Origin of the sequence: Salmonella sp. SJTUF14076 (assembly GCF_015534835.1) — a bacterium.
Lineage (GTDB): Bacteria > Pseudomonadota > Gammaproteobacteria > Enterobacterales > Enterobacteriaceae > Salmonella > Salmonella enterica.
In genome coordinates this window covers 2,264,056-2,278,966 of sequence record NZ_CP064674.1, presented here as the reverse complement: position 1 = coordinate 2,278,966, position 14,911 = coordinate 2,264,056, and the positions used below count along the sequence as shown (strand labels likewise).

Here is a 14,911-nt window from a genome sequence, read left to right as displayed (position 1 = left end):
AACTTTTCATGCCACTGATAGTAAAGGAATTATTTCGTTTTACCTCGCCAGCAAAAAAGGCTAAAGTGGTGAAAAACACTAACAAGTGGCGATTTTCATCATGGCTGAATTTAAAGATAACCTGCTCGGCGAGGCAAACCGTTTTCTTGAAGTACTGGAACAGGTCTCCCGGCTCGCGCCGCTGGATAAGCCAGTGCTGATTATTGGCGAACGCGGTACGGGTAAAGAACTTATCGCCAATCGCCTGCACTATCTCTCTTCACGCTGGCAGGGGCCGCTTATCTCGCTTAACTGCGCGGCGCTTAACGAAAACCTGCTGGACTCCGAATTGTTTGGTCATGAAGCGGGCGCTTTTACCGGGGCGCAAAAACGCCATCCCGGTCGTTTTGAACGCGCCGATGGCGGCACGCTGTTTTTGGATGAACTGGCGACAGCGCCGATGCTGGTACAGGAAAAGCTACTGCGGGTGATTGAATATGGCGAGCTAGAGCGCGTCGGCGGCAGCCAACCGTTACAGGTTAATGTGCGATTAGTATGCGCCACTAATGCCGATTTACCCGCCATGGTGAAGGAAGGGACATTTCGTGCCGATCTGCTCGACAGGCTGGCTTTTGATGTTGTACAACTGCCGCCGCTGCGCGAACGCCAGAGCGATATCATGCTAATGGCCGAGCATTTTGCTATTCAGATGTGTCGTGAGCTACGTCTGCCCTTATTTCCCGGTTTTACCGATCGGGCAAAAGAAACGTTGTTGCATTACGCCTGGCCGGGTAATGTCCGCGAGCTGAAAAACGTAGTCGAACGTTCAGTGTATCGCCACGGCAGCAGTGAACATCCTTTGGATGAAATTGTTATCGATCCTTTTCAACGCCATCCCGCCGAACCGCCCACGCCCGCCCTGCCATCGGCATCCGCCACGCCTGACCTGCCGCTCAACTTGCGGGAGTTTCAACTGCAACAGGAAAAAGCGCTGCTGCAACGTAGCTTACAGCAGGCGAAATTTAACCAGAAACGAGCCGCCGATTTACTGGCACTCACCTACCACCAGTTTCGCGCCTTGCTTAAAAAGCATCAGCTTTAGCGATTTCTCCGGCTAATTGACGACATTTACGCCAGTTATCCACCGACATTTTTACGTGGCGGGCCGAAGTGCGATACACTTTGCAAATTGAACTTCAAAAACTTAACTATTATGCGCCTGGTTTTATCGTCTCTGATCGTGATAGCGGGTCTACTGAGTAGTCAGGCTACGGCTGCGACTGCGCCCGAACAAACTGCGAGTGCAGATATTCGCGATAGCGGCTTTGTGTATTGTGTCAGCGGGCAGGTCAACACCTTTAATCCACAAAAAGCGAGCAGCGGCCTCATCGTCGATACCCTGGCCGCCCAGTTATATGACCGCCTGTTGGATGTCGATCCCTATACTTATCGTTTAGTCCCAGAGCTGGCAGAAAGCTGGGAAGTGCTGGATAACGGGGCAACGTACCGTTTTCACCTGCGCCGCGACGTTTCCTTTCAAAAAACAGCCTGGTTTACGCCGACCCGAAAACTCAATGCTGATGATGTCGTCTTTACCTTTCAGCGGATTTTCGATCGTCGACATCCGTGGCATAACATCAACGGCAGTAGCTTCCCCTACTTTGATAGCCTACAGTTCGCCGACAATGTAAAAAGCGTGCGTAAGCTGGACAATAACACCGTTGAGTTTCGCCTGACGCAGCCAGACGCCTCCTTTTTATGGCATCTGGCTACACACTACGCTTCCGTCATGTCCGCTGAGTACGCCGCGCAGCTTAGCCGAAAAGATCGTCAGGAACTGCTAGACCGCCAACCGGTCGGCACCGGGCCTTTCCAGCTTTCGGAGTACCGTGCCGGGCAGTTTATTCGTCTCCAGCGCCACGATGGGTTTTGGCGCGGCAAACCGCTGATGCCGCAAGTGGTGGTGGATTTAGGCTCCGGCGGTACCGGGCGTTTATCGAAATTACTGACCGGTGAATGCGATGTTCTGGCCTGGCCCGCCGCCAGCCAGCTAACTATTTTACGCGACGATCCGCGTTTACGTCTGACGTTGCGCCCGGGGATGAATATCGCCTATCTGGCCTTTAACACCGACAAGCCGCCGTTGAATAATCCCGCAGTGCGCCATGCGCTGGCCTTATCGATCAACAACCAGCGCCTGATGCAGTCGATTTATTACGGCACGGCGGAAACCGCAGCCTCCATTTTACCGAGAGCCTCATGGGCTTACGATAACGATGCCAAAATTACGGAGTACAATCCGCAAAAATCGCGCGAACAACTAAAAGCGCTGGGCATTGAGAATCTTACGCTGCATCTCTGGGTGCCGACCAGTTCTCAGGCCTGGAACCCAAGTCCGCTAAAAACGGCGGAGCTTATTCAGGCGGATATGGCGCAGGTTGGCGTAAAAGTGGTCATTGTGCCGGTTGAAGGTCGTTTTCAGGAGGCGCGCCTGATGGATATGAATCACGATCTGACCTTATCCGGCTGGGCCACGGACAGCAACGATCCGGATAGCTTTTTCAGACCGCTGTTAAGCTGTGCGGCCATCAATTCGCAAACCAATTTCGCCCACTGGTGTAACCCTGAATTTGACAGCGTGCTGCGTAAAGCACTGTCGTCGCAGCAGTTGGCTTCGCGTATAGAAGCGTATGACGAAGCGCAGAATATCCTGGAGAAAGAGCTGCCGATACTGCCGCTGGCATCATCACTACGCTTACAGGCTTACCGCTACGATATTAAAGGACTGGTGTTAAGCCCGTTCGGCAATGCGTCTTTTGCCGGCGTCTCCCGCGAAAAACACGAAGAGGTGAAAAAACCATGATTATCTTCACCCTGCGTCGGTTATTGCTGTTGCTGGTGACGCTATTCTTCCTGACCTTTATCGGCTTTAGCCTGAGCTATTTTACGCCGCACGCGCCGCTACAAGGCGCATCATTATGGAATGCCTGGGTTTTCTGGTTCAACGGTCTGCTGCACTGGGACTTTGGCGTGTCCAGCATTAACGGCCAGCTGATCTCCGAACAGCTTAAAGAGGTGTTTCCCGCCACGATGGAGCTGTGCATTCTCGCCTTTGGTTTTGCGCTGATGGTCGGCATCCCGGTCGGGATGCTGGCTGGCGTGACGCGTAGCAAATGGCCGGATCGTTTTATCAGCGCGCTGGCGCTATTAGGTTTCTCAATTCCGGTTTTCTGGCTGGCCCTTCTGCTCACACTGTTCTTTTCGCTCACGCTGGGGTGGCTGCCGGTATCCGGGCGATTTGACCTGCTTTATGAAGTTAAACCGGTTACCGGTTTCGCCATCATTGACGCCTGGATTTCAGATTCGCCGTGGCGTGATGAAATGGTGATGAGCGCCATACGGCATATGGTTTTACCGGTGCTCACGCTTTCCGTCGCGCCGACCACAGAAGTGATCCGCCTGATGCGAATCAGCACTATTGAGGTCTACGATCAGAACTACGTTAAAGCGGCGGCCACGCGCGGCTTGTCGCGCTTTACGATTTTACGTCGTCACGTGTTGCATAATGCGCTGCCGCCGGTCATTCCCCGTCTTGGTCTGCAGTTTTCAACCATGTTAACGCTGGCGATGATTACCGAAATGGTTTTCAGCTGGCCAGGGCTGGGACGATGGTTAATTCACGCCATTCGTCAGCAGGACTATGCCGCTATTTCCGCTGGCGTGATGGTCATTGGGTCGCTGGTTATTGTGGTCAATGTGATTTCCGATATTTTGGGTGCTATGGCTAACCCTCTGAAACATAAGGAATGGTATGCCTTACGATAAGAAGCAATAAAAATATCATTAAATCAAAAAGTTATGCTTTTATTTTTGTGATAAGTTCGTTTTTTAGTACGTAAATATATACATATTGTTTTCTATTTTCTCCGGCAGTCCAAGTCCATGCTTCGATGATGATTGCCGGAGATTTATCTTCTCTATCAGCGCCTCCGGGTTTCACTGCGTGATGCTGCAGGAAGTTTTCTGTACAGCGTCGACAGCCCCCATAAATAATCGTTACCTGCTGTCGCGGTACTTCTGACCCAATCAGACGCCGGGCCTGCGCCTATTGTTCCAATGTTAGTTTCGGTCGTCGGCCACCATTACGCCCCCTCGCCCTTGCCGCTTCCAGTCCAGCGCGGGTTCTTTCCACAATCAATTCACGTTCCATTTCAGCGAGTGCGCCCATGACATGAAAGAAGAATCGCCCCATTGGCGTCGACGTGTCTATGCTGTCGGTCAGGCTGCGGACATTAACGCCGCGTTCGCGCAATTCTTCTACCAGAACGACCAGATGACGCATACTGCGACCCAGGCGATCACGCTTCCATACAACCAGTGTGTCCCCTTATGATAACGTCCTGACTAAAAGGAACAGGCTTCACGGGCTGGATTTATCCAACAAAGCGCGTAGTGAGTGCTTCCCGTTAGCCTGAATACGAAAAAGGCCACGTAAATGCGCAGCCTTTATGGTGAGAGTTCTAATCTTAAGAGGCACTCCATCAAACAAACCACCCACAGTTGTCAGAAGCTTGAAGGAGTGCTTTGGGGTGACAGTATCTGCGGCATTGTTGCCACGAACAACGTTCCCGCAAATGCTCAAAATACAATCCCAAAATCCGCTCCAGTAAACAGTCTGAATATCGTTGCCCCACAGATCGCTACAGCCATACAGGAACCTGATAAAGGTTCAGACATAATCGTCTCACCAACAAGATTAAGCCTGTTCTTTAGAGCGTTTAATACCTAGCAACATTTAATTTGTCACCGTAGGCCCCATACAATAACTTGATGAGCTACAAGTAGTTATCGCAATTAATTCCCTGGAAGAGAATGCACTTTTGAAATCGGGGTCGCGCCAAACATTCTCTTTATAATATATCCTTACATCCCCCCCTGTTGTATAATAATACTTTGCTGTATTTAGCATGTTATCAAACCCCTGTTTATGATTCCCGTACACATCCACTTTACACATGGCATTGATACTAATAGCTTCACTCCCGTGCTTCAGTCCGATACAAAAAAACTGAGTTTCCTTACCCCCTGACGTATACACACCATAAGACAGGTTGTTAATCTGAACATTACTCACATACGTATCATAATCAGCCATAGCTGCATAACAAACACTGGATAATGACGCAAGAGCAAGAGTCAGAACCTTTAATTTCTTTTTCATAATCCACTCCAACAATATTTACCATACTTGTATTTCTATCGTAAACAAGCTCAACTGCTTCATGGATATTTTCAATTGGGATAGAATTTACAGATACATACTCACTTTGTAACCGCATCATCACTCGCTCAAAATGACCAAACTGGATACCACATAACTCAATATAAGTAACAGACGGCGGAAGGCTGTAGAAACTATTGTCTGCACGGATTCTGTATCTGTACAACCTGCCGCTAAATGTTGCTCTGGAGTAATATAATCGTGCTATATTATAAGCCTCATTAATATCTGAGATAGTCGCAATATAGTACTGTCTCGACTACCGGATACACAGGAGTCATCTCTTATATGTTGCTGAAGATTCCTGTTATTGCCGTGAGAAGCAAAACCATCCCGAAAAATCACTTCTGAAGGTCTCGAGTCAACACGATATACAAAATCAACGGCACCTGAATGACCAAAAAAACACTAAAAATAATATTACTTTTTTATCATACTCTCTCCTACAGAAACTATCAGGCAAACCACCTAATGTGTTAAACCGAGTGCTAACCATAGCTCAGTCATACTTTACGTCTCGCTGGATAAAATTAGAAAAACAAACCTCCCCGGTTTACGGGCACGAAAATCCCGGTAATTGCGCAATGCCGATCCTTAAACTGCGGCACTATAACGGCTTCCCCTACAGGGAGCCGTTTTGTTATGTCACTTCTCAATGACCTGCTCGATTTCAGCGACCATCCCCTTATGCCACCGCCTTCAGCGCAGATGTTTGCGGAACATCTTCCTGCTGAGTGTATACAACACTGCCTGATGCTCTCTAAGCATGCAACCGTTCGCCTGGCGTTCGGCTTTATCCGCCAGGTGTTTACCTCTGATACACCTGGCTGCGGCTTTACTCTTTTCTTTGGCACGCAGTTCCAGCGCGTAGATAGCACCATGTTCAGGACAGCACCAGACAACGTTGCTGTAAGCAGGAGGAAACCATTCCCGACAAACTTTGCATTTACGGCGCGGTAATTTAGCCATGCTCACCTCAGACCCGGTTACGGATATAGCATCTAATAACGTTAGATTATGCATGCGTAATAATTCATAGCATATCTATATTAATGCAAATAAAATACAGTCAACAGATTTCTCCAATTTTATTATATATAAACAGAGGCTTACGTTGAGTAATAACAAGATCATACAATCCCGCACCAGTAAAATTAATGTAAAAACAGGCGTAATCATGTATTAATATTGACTGAACAGCAGGTAAGTGATAACAAATAAATATTAAAAAGTAAATATCACATAATAACCATTATCACTACATGAGAGGTGAATATGATGAAACCTATTTCTGCCGCGATCCTCAATATTAGAGGGGCAGCCCCCGGCACTGCCACTATCGGAAATGGCGCAACTAACCTAGCCAAAGATATTATTAGGGTAGCTAATATTGCTTATAATATTTCACAGGTTGAGCAAAAAAGTGGTTTCTTGTTAGTAACGGGAGAGAAAGGCTTCAACAAATCTGCTTGCCTGCATATGCTGGGACAACAAATATCCAGAGTTTTTTCTGGGAAGCACTTATATCCTGGTGTTTTTATAAGTAAAGACGCAGCGTCCGAATTTGAAAAAACAATCAGCACTCATTATAAAACTCTTTCGGGTCACATTGATCTGCAACAATACACTAATGATGTAAATTGCGGAGCAGCTGTAGGTATTGTTGCACGGCAGCAAGAAAACCTCATACTAGATGAGATCACATTAAGTGCGTTTAAAAAGGTCTATATTACCGGTCATGGTGTAGCAGGCACTAATGTTCTAGCCAGTGGCGACTCTGTTTTTACTGCAAAACAACTGGTTGATATTCTGGTTGCTAATAAAGTTTTAGAGGTTATAAAGGATATAAGGATTAGTAGTTGTTATTCCGCAGATAAAAGAAAGCCTAATAGTTTTAAAAATGAGGACATAGATAAAGCGAATAGAAATGCTGGTTTCTTTGAACGAATGGTGTTTGGAGAACGTGATTCTTTTATAGAGAGGGTTGCTAATGAGATCTGGAGTCGAGGCTACACAGATGTCAAAGTTTCTGGTTATCATGGTGCTGGTGTATTTTATGCTGGTGAAATCCCATTTACACATCTTAGAAGCACGACGATCCCGCCAACTATCACTGTAAAAAGAAAGTCCGTAAGAGTAACGCTGGAAAGTCCTATAGATTAAATCATAAACTCAGCTCTATTACTTTTGGGTAGATAAAGGGATTATCATCAAAATTATATTTTTGTTAAGGTTTTTACGATATTGTAAACTGACAGTTACTGTATAAATAATCGGTAACTGTCAGCTCACATCTGAGCTAATAAATATCATTCCCCCTGCTGACCCGCTGCAGCGGTTTAAGACGCAACACCTCATGCCGGAGTATTCCGATCTGTCTTATTGTGAACCTCCCAGAGACTAATGCCGCAACATCCTGATCGCGCCATACTCCAAACTGGCGCCAGCCGCCACTGTCGGTCTTAATGACCCTGGCCCAAATTCCGTACAGTGCTAAAACTTCTCCCAGTAGTCGTATGTTCTTTTACGGTTAACGCTTCTGTTTTTTTCTTCTTCTCCAGTACCATCTGGCGACGAGGATCGAGTCCCTCAGTTAACCATGATCTAAAGTACTGACGGCGTTCCCTGGCATGAGATAGTGATATGGTTGGATAATCGCCAATCGTCAGTTGAGCAGCGTTCCCGTTCCATCTGTATCGGTAAAAGAATGTTATACTGCCGGATGTAGAGAGCCTGACATTGAGACCATGAGCGTCTGAGATGACCTTGATTTGGTCTCTTTTTTTGCCAGGAGCCTTTCTTAATTTTGTATCGGCAAGCAATGTGTACACTCCATGAGAGGATATACACATCTGTGTACACATTTTGCATAAATTGATAACCTCAAAGTGCACAAAATTAAAACACCAACGCTCGATAACGAATTGATAATGTTTGAAAATTTCAAAAGACATAAAGCATGGTAAACAAAAATAAAATGAGTAAATATGCCTTACGATAGCGTCTACAGCGAAAAGCGCCCGCCAGGCACCCTGCGCACTGCCTGGCGTAAATTTTATAGCGACGCGCCTGCGATGGTGGGCCTGTATGGATGCGCCGGTCTGGCGTTGCTGTGTATTTTTGGCGGCTGGATCGCGCCCTATGGTATCGATCAGCAATTTCTGGGCTATCAGCTACTGCCGCCCTCCTGGTCACGCTATGGCGAAGTCTCCTTTTTTCTGGGGACTGACGATCTGGGGCGCGATGTGCTGAGCCGCCTGTTAAGCGGCGCGGCGCCCACGGTCGGCGGCGCGTTTATCGTAACGCTGGCGGCTACGCTATGTGGATTAGTCCTCGGCGTAGTGGCAGGCGCGACGCACGGTTTACGCTCTGCCGTACTGAACCATATTCTGGACACGCTGCTTTCCATCCCTTCGCTCTTGCTGGCGATTATCGTCGTGGCATTTGCCGGCCCACATCTGTCACACGCGATGTTTGCCGTCTGGCTGGCCCTGTTGCCGCGAATGGTACGTTCCGTCTATAGCATGGTGCATGATGAACTGGAAAAAGAGTACGTCATTGCCGCCCGTCTGGATGGCGCGACAACGCTGAATATTCTGTGGTTCGCCATTTTACCGAATATTACCGCCGGTCTGGTCACCGAAATTACCCGGGCGCTGTCGATGGCGATTCTGGACATCGCCGCGCTGGGATTTTTAGATCTCGGCGCGCAGCTTCCCTCTCCCGAATGGGGCGCCATGTTGGGGGATGCGCTGGAGCTAATCTATGTCGCGCCGTGGACCGTTATGCTACCCGGCGCGGCGATAACGCTCAGTGTTTTACTGGTAAACCTGCTCGGAGATGGGATTCGTCGTGCGATTATTGCGGGGGTGGAATAATGCCGTTACTGGATATCCGCAATCTCACCATTGAATTTAAAACCAGCGAAGGTTGGGTAAAAGCGGTCGATCGCGTCAGTATGACATTAAGCGAAGGCGAAATTCGCGGCCTGGTAGGTGAATCGGGTTCCGGAAAGAGCTTGATTGCTAAAGCTATTTGCGGAGTCGCGAAAGACAACTGGCGAGTCACTGCCGACCGTATGCGTTTTGATGATATCGATCTGCTGCGCCTCTCCTCTCGTGAACGGCGTAAGCTGGTCGGACATAATGTGTCGATGATCTTCCAGGAGCCGCAGTCGTGCCTTGATCCTTCCGAACGCGTCGGCCGCCAGTTAATGCAAAATATTCCCGCCTGGACTTATAAAGGCCGCTGGTGGCAGCGTTTAGGCTGGCGTAAACGGCGTGCAATTGAATTACTGCACCGGGTAGGAATTAAAGATCATAAAGACGCGATGCGCAGTTTTCCCTATGAACTGACCGATGGCGAGTGTCAGAAAGTTATGATCGCTATCGCACTGGCGAATCAACCGCGACTCCTGATCGCTGATGAACCCACCAACTCAATGGAACCGACGACGCAGGCGCAAATTTTTCGCCTGTTGACCCGACTGAATCAAAACAGTAATACCACCATTCTGTTGATTAGCCACGACCTGCAAATGCTGAGTCAGTGGGCTGACAAAATCAACGTCTTATACTGCGGCCAGACGGTAGAAACCGCGCCAAGTAAAGATCTGGTGACGACGCCACATCATCCTTATACGCAGGCGCTTATCCGTGCGATTCCGGATTTTGGCAGCGCGATGCCGCATAAAAGCCGTCTGAATACGCTGCCGGGCGCGATCCCGCTACTGGAGCAGTTACCGATAGGTTGTCGTCTGGGGCCGCGCTGCCCTTACGCACAACGAGAATGCATTATCACGCCACGCTTAACCGGCGCGAAAAATCATCTCTATGCCTGTCATTTTCCGCTGAATATGGAGAGAGAGTGATATGGTGGAAACTCTGCTTGAAGTGCGCAACCTGAGTAAAACCTTTCGCTACCGGACAGGATGGTTTCGCCGCCAGACCGTCGACGCCGTGAAACCATTAAGCTTTACGCTTCGTGAGCGTCAGACCCTGGCCATTATCGGCGAAAACGGTTCCGGCAAATCCACGCTGGCGAAGATGCTGGCCGGCATGATTGAACCCACCAGCGGCGAGCTTCTTATTGACGATCATCCCCTGCATTACGGCGACTATTCGTTTCGAAGCCAACGTATTCGAATGATTTTTCAGGACCCTTCAACGTCACTGAATCCACGTCAACGTATTTCACAGATCCTTGACTTCCCCCTGCGCCTTAATACCGATCTGGAGCCGGAACAGCGGCGCAAACAGATTGTCGAGACGATGCGTATGGTGGGGCTATTGCCCGATCACGTGAGCTACTACCCGCATATGCTGGCGCCGGGACAGAAACAACGTCTGGGTCTGGCCCGCGCGTTGATTTTACGCCCAAAAGTCATTATCGCGGACGAAGCGCTGGCTTCGCTTGATATGTCCATGCGCTCGCAGCTCATCAATCTGATGCTTGAATTGCAGGAAAAACAAGGCATCTCCTATATCTACGTCACGCAGCATATCGGCATGATGAAACATATTAGCGATCAGGTATTAGTGATGCATCAGGGGGAAGTGGTTGAACGCGGCAGCACCGCCGATGTGCTCGCCTCTCCGCTACATGAGCTTACCCGCCGTTTAATCGCAGGCCATTTTGGCGAGGCGCTGACCGCTGACGCATGGCGAAAGGATCGCTAAGCGACACAAATACCCTCAGTTCGATTCTCTGAGGGTGTTCACGCGGCTGCCCAACAGCAATGTTTCAACCTCTTCTAACGCAACGGAAGGAAATAACGTGCCCTGGGTTGCCCAAATGCCAGCCGTTTTTAACACCGGCAAATAGCGTGTGTTTTCCTGGCCACCCACCACGATCTTGTCACAATAACGCCGGATATGTTTGACAAGCAGCGGAAACGTCATTTTTTCAATTTGTGAGATAAAAAAGCTGCGATCAAGTTTTACGCCACTAAAACACCCGCAAACTAATGGCGCAGCGGTTGCGTTCCCTACGCCCAGGTCGCCCAGCCATAATGAATTAGGTTGCTTATGAAGCGCGTGTATTAAAGGATCGATTAAGGCGTTATCTTGACATGAAAAATGTTCAGCGACCTGCAGCTCCACAAATAGCATGGCGTGTAGTAACGCGCGAATATCTTTGTCCTGAAGGACAAGCTGCGCCATACCCCGATCGATATTTACGATACAGAACAGGCCGTGGCGTAGAAACCAGCCATGTTTGGCCGCGATTGTCCGCAACAGATCAAGCAGAAAACGGCGCTTCTGCGAATTGTCCCATGACGAGATAACAAACTCAGGGTGTAGCGGACGAGCGGGCGACGATGCAAAATGGGTAGTGATTTCGACACCCAGTAAATCCCCCTCCATTGCCCTTATCGGCTCTGCCATAAAAAAATAGCGCATGTGACCACTCCACTTGATCTTAACTCCCTGATAATGCGCTTTTAACGCAAATCAATCAATAAAAACGATCAATATCTAAAAAATGATCGAAAAAAACAATATATGTTAACTTCATGATAACTTGCTAATTTTATGTTTTGAGAATGTTCTTCTATTGCTATAAGTAAATTTACATACTACGCCGAACAACGCTAATACGACGGCATGAGACCATCCGTAAAGCCAGGTTTTTCTTGTCAGGAAGAGGGAAAAAATCAAGGCGAGTTAATAGTGTTGCACCATCGCGTGGCATTTCACCCACTATGGCAGCGCGGCATCGCCAACCCTAGTGGCGAGTTGCATCTCCGCTACAGGCTGTCCAGATCCCCCAAACGACCTTTAAGCGAATAGCAACTCTCAATAATTGATCGGTAAATCTGTAGCGAATGTGCCCCCGGCGATTCGCAGAAAAGAACGGAACTAAATGCTATTTTTTTAATTCATCCTTTAATACCTTAGCCACAAGAGTCCCTTCCTCCGGCGCGGCTAGTTTAAAACGTCTTCCTGGCGCAGGTGCCTGTTCTTCCTCTCCGATTAACTCATCAAGTTCTGTAATAAGTGACTTATAATATTCAATATCTTCAGTATTTCCTTCGGTCTCGGACTGCTTTAATTTTACCAGGTAACGGGCCTTAATTTGCTCTTCCAGTTGCCTTGTTGCAAGAGAAACGCTTCGCTGTTGCCGGGATTCTTGTGACAGCACGATTTGATCGCCATCGACAAAGAAAAGTACCCCCTCTTTAATCAGAATATTACCTACGTTATCTATATCATGCATATAAACCCCCCGGGATTCAAGAAGCGCCTCCGCCATTCGATAGTTATCTTCATCTTCAATATCGAACTCCTGACCTTGAATATATTTTGAAACTAAAACTGTAACGTCTTTACCATTAATATTCATGGAGGCCGAACGAGAAAAATTCTTGTCGTCATTGGCCATATTCAAATACTTACTGACACGATCAGGATGACAATTACGATGCTCCGGAGAGTTAACATCCACTTTTATTCCCCGCTCATTAATTGGAATCTTAACAACAAAGTCATCATGTAACCGATAGACTGTCCCATAACTTCCGCTACCTATTTTATTTTTTTCAATATCACGCATGCGAATATTTTTCTGAAACTCCGGCGAGTTAATAAACGCCTCTATTGCCGCTGGTTGTGATGTATCTGTCTGATCAATAGCGCCGCTCTCATCACCAGACGCCGTGGCGGGCGTGGCGGGCGTGGTCAGGAAGTCTATCAAACGATGCTCAAAAGCCTCATAGATCCCATTACTACCTGCTTCGCTCGGCGTCAGGTGATCATTATCTAAAGCGGCAAGCGTAATTTCCCCGGAATTATAATTAAACATCGTTTCTTTTAAAAAATCGACGCAACGTTCAGAACACTCCGTCTCGGTCACTAATACTCCATCGTAAAACATCTGTAGTAGTAACATATTTTCTTGATGTGCTAATACCTCTACAGTGTATTTATCTATTGTTTCAGGTCTGGAGGCATCAATAAGTTTAATATATCCAAGAAGGGGGCGCCATCGTGTACAGTCTTCATCTCGCTTCGAAAATGGTCCTGGAGAGAAAGGCCCTTTAATATCGGGATGCTCTTTTTTTTGGCACAGTAGATTATAGATTTCTCTATAATCAGAAATTAAACTTCGACTGGTAAATATATTCCTGAAAAAATCTATAAATTTCTCACACGTTGAAAAAACATGTTCTCTTTTATTATCGATGATATCTCTTAAATACCTTTCTGATATCTGGCAACTATGATTTCCGATATGAAATGTAAACGGCATATGTCTCATCCTCTGAAAATTTATTATAATACACATGCAAACATATAAAAACCTGATTTGTAACTACTGTAATCACCTGATTTCCAAAATTTTTCATATTCAGTATTACTCTGCATCAATAAATAGAGAAAACCTTCAGCGCTTAAAAAAGAAATTATTTTTGTTAAGCATTTGCTGGTTAAAATTACATGTCCATAACATCGCTAATAGGTGAGGTAAACCATTCGGATGAATATTCAGGCTTCCTACAGAACCTTTATTTGTCTGGTGGAAAGCGCATCGCTATCGTACTTGCTATCCGTCCCGGTGTCTCTGGTTGGATGAGGCGAACCTTACACCAGCTGGTATACTGCACCGTAGGGCCTGTCCCATTAGACTCTTTGATTTGCCAGTTTGGCCCTGGGGAGTGCTCAAAATCCTCAGGGACTTCGTTACCGTGTGGTTTTAGAACGTCACCTGCCGGAGATAGCGGCGGAAAAATAGCGTGACACACGGGGCCAGGAGTGGGATATAATTTCAGACTAATTTCGAATAATGTTGAAAAGTTGCTGTTAACCATTGTTCGTAAAAGCAAAAAATAAGCAATGACTATAAGGATTAAAGCTATGGGTTTTCTTTCCGGTAAGCGCATTCTGGTCACTGGCGTGGCCAGTAAACTGTCCATCGCCTACGGTATCGCACAGGCGATGCACCGCGAAGGAGCTGAACTGGCGTTCACCTACCAGAACGACAAACTGAAAGGCCGCGTAGAAGAATTTGCTGCCCAGCTGGGTTCCAGCATCGTTTTACCGTGTGATGTCGCTGAAGATGCCAGCATTGACGCTATGTTTGCGGAGCTGGGTAACGTTTGGCCGAAATTTGACGGTTTCGTACACTCGATCGGTTTCGCGCCTGGCGATCAGCTGGACGGCGATTATGTTAATGCGGTTACCCGCGAAGGCTTTAAAATCGCTCACGATATTAGCTCTTACAGCTTTGTTGCCATGGCGAAAGCCTGCCGCACCATGCTGAATCCGGGTTCTGCGCTGTTGACCTTGTCTTATCTGGGAGCGGAGCGCGCCATCCCGAACTACAATGTCATGGGTCTGGCGAAAGCCTCTCTGGAAGCCAACGTGCGTTATATGGCAAACGCTATGGGACCGGAAGGGGTTCGCGTCAACGCCATCTCTGCGGGCCCAATCCGCACGCTGGCGGCGTCCGGTATTAAAGACTTCCGTAAAATGCTGGCGCATTGTGAAGCCGTTACGCCAATTCGTCGCACCGTGACCATTGAAGATGTGGGTAACTCAGCGGCGTTTCTGTGTTCCGATCTCTCGGCAGGCATTTCTGGCGAAGTCGTCCATGTTGACGGCGGGTTCAGCATTGCGGCAATGAATGAACTGGAACTGAAGTAAGCGCATT

13 protein-coding genes and 6 pseudogenes are annotated in these 14,911 nt (G+C 47.8%); 11 read left to right on the top strand and 8 right to left on the bottom strand.

Going from position 1 to position 14,911, the window contains the following annotated elements:
- The first annotated feature begins 100 nt into the window (after positions 1-100).
- From pspF to sapB, 3 genes are all read left to right on the top strand, one after another.
- Positions 101-1,081 carry a phage shock protein operon transcriptional activator gene (gene pspF / locus HU143_RS11110; RefSeq protein ID WP_001747565.1) on the top strand — a complete coding sequence of 327 codons (981 nt, stop codon included), beginning with the start codon at positions 101-103 and terminating at the stop codon, positions 1,079-1,081.
- Positions 1,082-1,192: 111 nt separating this feature from the next.
- Positions 1,193-2,842: a peptide ABC transporter substrate-binding protein SapA gene (gene sapA, locus HU143_RS11105; RefSeq protein WP_023227159.1), complete on the top strand. Its 1,650-nt coding sequence runs from the start codon at positions 1,193-1,195 to the stop codon at positions 2,840-2,842.
- Positions 2,839-3,804 carry a peptide ABC transporter permease SapB gene (sapB, locus tag HU143_RS11100; protein WP_000583298.1) on the top strand — a complete coding sequence of 322 codons (966 nt, stop codon included), beginning with the start codon at positions 2,839-2,841 and terminating at the stop codon, positions 3,802-3,804. The genes sapA and sapB overlap by 4 nt, the downstream gene beginning before the upstream one ends.
- A 155-nt stretch (positions 3,805-3,959) precedes the next feature.
- On the opposite strand, the pseudogene HU143_RS11095 reads toward sapB, so the two are convergent.
- From HU143_RS11095 to HU143_RS24555, 4 genes and pseudogenes are all read right to left on the bottom strand, one after another.
- Positions 3,960-4,366 (bottom strand): annotated as a pseudogene (locus HU143_RS11095) (recombinase family protein); the annotation flags it as partial.
- 179 nt (positions 4,367-4,545) lie between these two features.
- Positions 4,546-4,716: pseudogene (locus HU143_RS24835) on the bottom strand (putative holin); the annotation flags it as partial.
- Between the two features lie 58 nt (positions 4,717-4,774).
- Positions 4,775-5,200, bottom strand: coding sequence for a subtilase family AB5 toxin binding subunit (locus HU143_RS11085; RefSeq protein ID WP_000727930.1), 426 nt, complete (start codon positions 5,198-5,200; stop codon positions 4,775-4,777).
- Positions 5,201-5,219: 19 nt separating this feature from the next.
- A pseudogene (locus HU143_RS24555) lies at positions 5,220-5,723 on the bottom strand (pertussis toxin-like subunit ArtA); the annotation flags it as partial.
- Positions 5,724-5,902: 179 nt separating this feature from the next.
- Between HU143_RS24555 and HU143_RS24550 the strand changes: the two are divergent.
- A pseudogene (locus HU143_RS24550) lies at positions 5,903-6,040 on the top strand (IS4 family transposase); the annotation flags it as partial.
- 33 nt (positions 6,041-6,073) lie between these two features.
- On the opposite strand, the pseudogene HU143_RS24545 reads toward HU143_RS24550, so the two are convergent.
- Positions 6,074-6,229 (bottom strand): annotated as a pseudogene (locus tag HU143_RS24545) (recombination protein NinG); the annotation flags it as partial.
- Positions 6,230-6,535: 306 nt separating this feature from the next.
- Here HU143_RS24545 and HU143_RS11065 point away from each other — a divergent pair.
- The gene (locus HU143_RS11065) at positions 6,536-7,423 is read left to right on the top strand and encodes a hypothetical protein (RefSeq protein ID WP_051129228.1); all 888 of its coding nucleotides are present in this window, start codon (positions 6,536-6,538) and stop codon (positions 7,421-7,423) included.
- Positions 7,424-7,756: 333 nt separating this feature from the next.
- On the opposite strand, the pseudogene HU143_RS11060 reads toward HU143_RS11065, so the two are convergent.
- Positions 7,757-8,112 (bottom strand): annotated as a pseudogene (locus HU143_RS11060) (Arm DNA-binding domain-containing protein); the annotation flags it as partial.
- Positions 8,113-8,247: 135 nt separating this feature from the next.
- On the opposite strand from HU143_RS11060, the gene sapC reads away from it, so the two are divergent.
- The 3 genes from sapC to sapF are packed head-to-tail and all read left to right on the top strand — an operon-like array spanning position 8,248 to position 10,938.
- Positions 8,248-9,138, top strand: a complete 891-nt coding sequence (gene sapC / locus HU143_RS11055; protein WP_001146150.1) for a peptide ABC transporter permease SapC — start codon at positions 8,248-8,250, stop codon at positions 9,136-9,138.
- Positions 9,138-10,130: a peptide ABC transporter ATP-binding protein SapD gene (sapD, locus tag HU143_RS11050; protein WP_001128869.1), complete on the top strand. Its 993-nt coding sequence runs from the start codon at positions 9,138-9,140 to the stop codon at positions 10,128-10,130. The genes sapC and sapD overlap by 1 nt, the downstream gene beginning before the upstream one ends.
- Position 10,131: 1 nt before the next feature.
- Positions 10,132-10,938 carry a peptide ABC transporter ATP-binding protein SapF gene (gene sapF / locus HU143_RS11045; RefSeq protein WP_000230462.1) on the top strand — a complete coding sequence of 269 codons (807 nt, stop codon included), beginning with the start codon at positions 10,132-10,134 and terminating at the stop codon, positions 10,936-10,938.
- A gap of 15 nt (positions 10,939-10,953) precedes the next feature.
- Here the strand turns inward: sapF and HU143_RS11040 are convergent, their stop codons facing one another.
- Positions 10,954-11,661, bottom strand: coding sequence for an EAL domain-containing protein (locus HU143_RS11040; protein WP_023227164.1), 708 nt, complete (start codon positions 11,659-11,661; stop codon positions 10,954-10,956).
- A 466-nt stretch (positions 11,662-12,127) separates the two neighbouring features.
- The gene (steC, locus tag HU143_RS11035; RefSeq protein ID WP_024148190.1) at positions 12,128-13,510 is read right to left on the bottom strand and encodes an SPI-2 type III secretion system effector kinase SteC; all 1,383 of its coding nucleotides are present in this window, start codon (positions 13,508-13,510) and stop codon (positions 12,128-12,130) included.
- A 34-nt stretch (positions 13,511-13,544) separates the two neighbouring features.
- Between steC and HU143_RS11030 the strand changes: the two genes are divergently transcribed.
- From HU143_RS11030 to fabI, 3 genes are all read left to right on the top strand, one after another.
- Positions 13,545-13,724 (top strand): hypothetical protein, encoded by a 180-nt coding sequence (locus HU143_RS11030; protein ID WP_001532376.1) that lies wholly within the window; start codon positions 13,545-13,547, stop codon positions 13,722-13,724.
- Positions 13,699-13,998: a hypothetical protein gene (locus HU143_RS11025; RefSeq protein WP_031618249.1), complete on the top strand. Its 300-nt coding sequence runs from the start codon at positions 13,699-13,701 to the stop codon at positions 13,996-13,998. The genes HU143_RS11030 and HU143_RS11025 overlap by 26 nt, the downstream gene beginning before the upstream one ends.
- A 117-nt stretch (positions 13,999-14,115) precedes the next feature.
- Complete coding sequence (fabI, locus tag HU143_RS11020; RefSeq protein ID WP_000506501.1) at positions 14,116-14,904, top strand: enoyl-ACP reductase FabI; 789 nt, start codon at positions 14,116-14,118, stop codon at positions 14,902-14,904.
- Positions 14,905-14,911: the final 7 nt, after the last annotated feature.

Coding starts and splice junctions, on each gene's coding strand:
- steC (WP_024148190.1), bottom strand. CDS start 13,510: ATGCCGTTTACATTTCATATCGGAAATCATAGTTGCCAGATATCAGAA.
- sapD (WP_001128869.1), top strand. CDS start 9,138: ATGCCGTTACTGGATATCCGCAATCTCACCATTGAATTTAAAACCAGC.
- sapA (WP_023227159.1), top strand. CDS start 1,193: ATGCGCCTGGTTTTATCGTCTCTGATCGTGATAGCGGGTCTACTGAGT.
- HU143_RS11030 (WP_001532376.1), top strand. CDS start 13,545: ATGCAAACATATAAAAACCTGATTTGTAACTACTGTAATCACCTGATT.
- HU143_RS11025 (WP_031618249.1), top strand. CDS start 13,699: ATGTCCATAACATCGCTAATAGGTGAGGTAAACCATTCGGATGAATAT.
- sapC (WP_001146150.1), top strand. CDS start 8,248: ATGCCTTACGATAGCGTCTACAGCGAAAAGCGCCCGCCAGGCACCCTG.
- sapB (WP_000583298.1), top strand. CDS start 2,839: ATGATTATCTTCACCCTGCGTCGGTTATTGCTGTTGCTGGTGACGCTA.
- HU143_RS11065 (WP_051129228.1), top strand. CDS start 6,536: ATGATGAAACCTATTTCTGCCGCGATCCTCAATATTAGAGGGGCAGCC.
- pspF (WP_001747565.1), top strand. CDS start 101: ATGGCTGAATTTAAAGATAACCTGCTCGGCGAGGCAAACCGTTTTCTT.
- fabI (WP_000506501.1), top strand. CDS start 14,116: ATGGGTTTTCTTTCCGGTAAGCGCATTCTGGTCACTGGCGTGGCCAGT.
- HU143_RS11040 (WP_023227164.1), bottom strand. CDS start 11,661: ATGCGCTATTTTTTTATGGCAGAGCCGATAAGGGCAATGGAGGGGGAT.
- HU143_RS11085 (WP_000727930.1), bottom strand. CDS start 5,200: ATGAAAAAGAAATTAAAGGTTCTGACTCTTGCTCTTGCGTCATTATCC.
- sapF (WP_000230462.1), top strand. CDS start 10,132: ATGGTGGAAACTCTGCTTGAAGTGCGCAACCTGAGTAAAACCTTTCGC.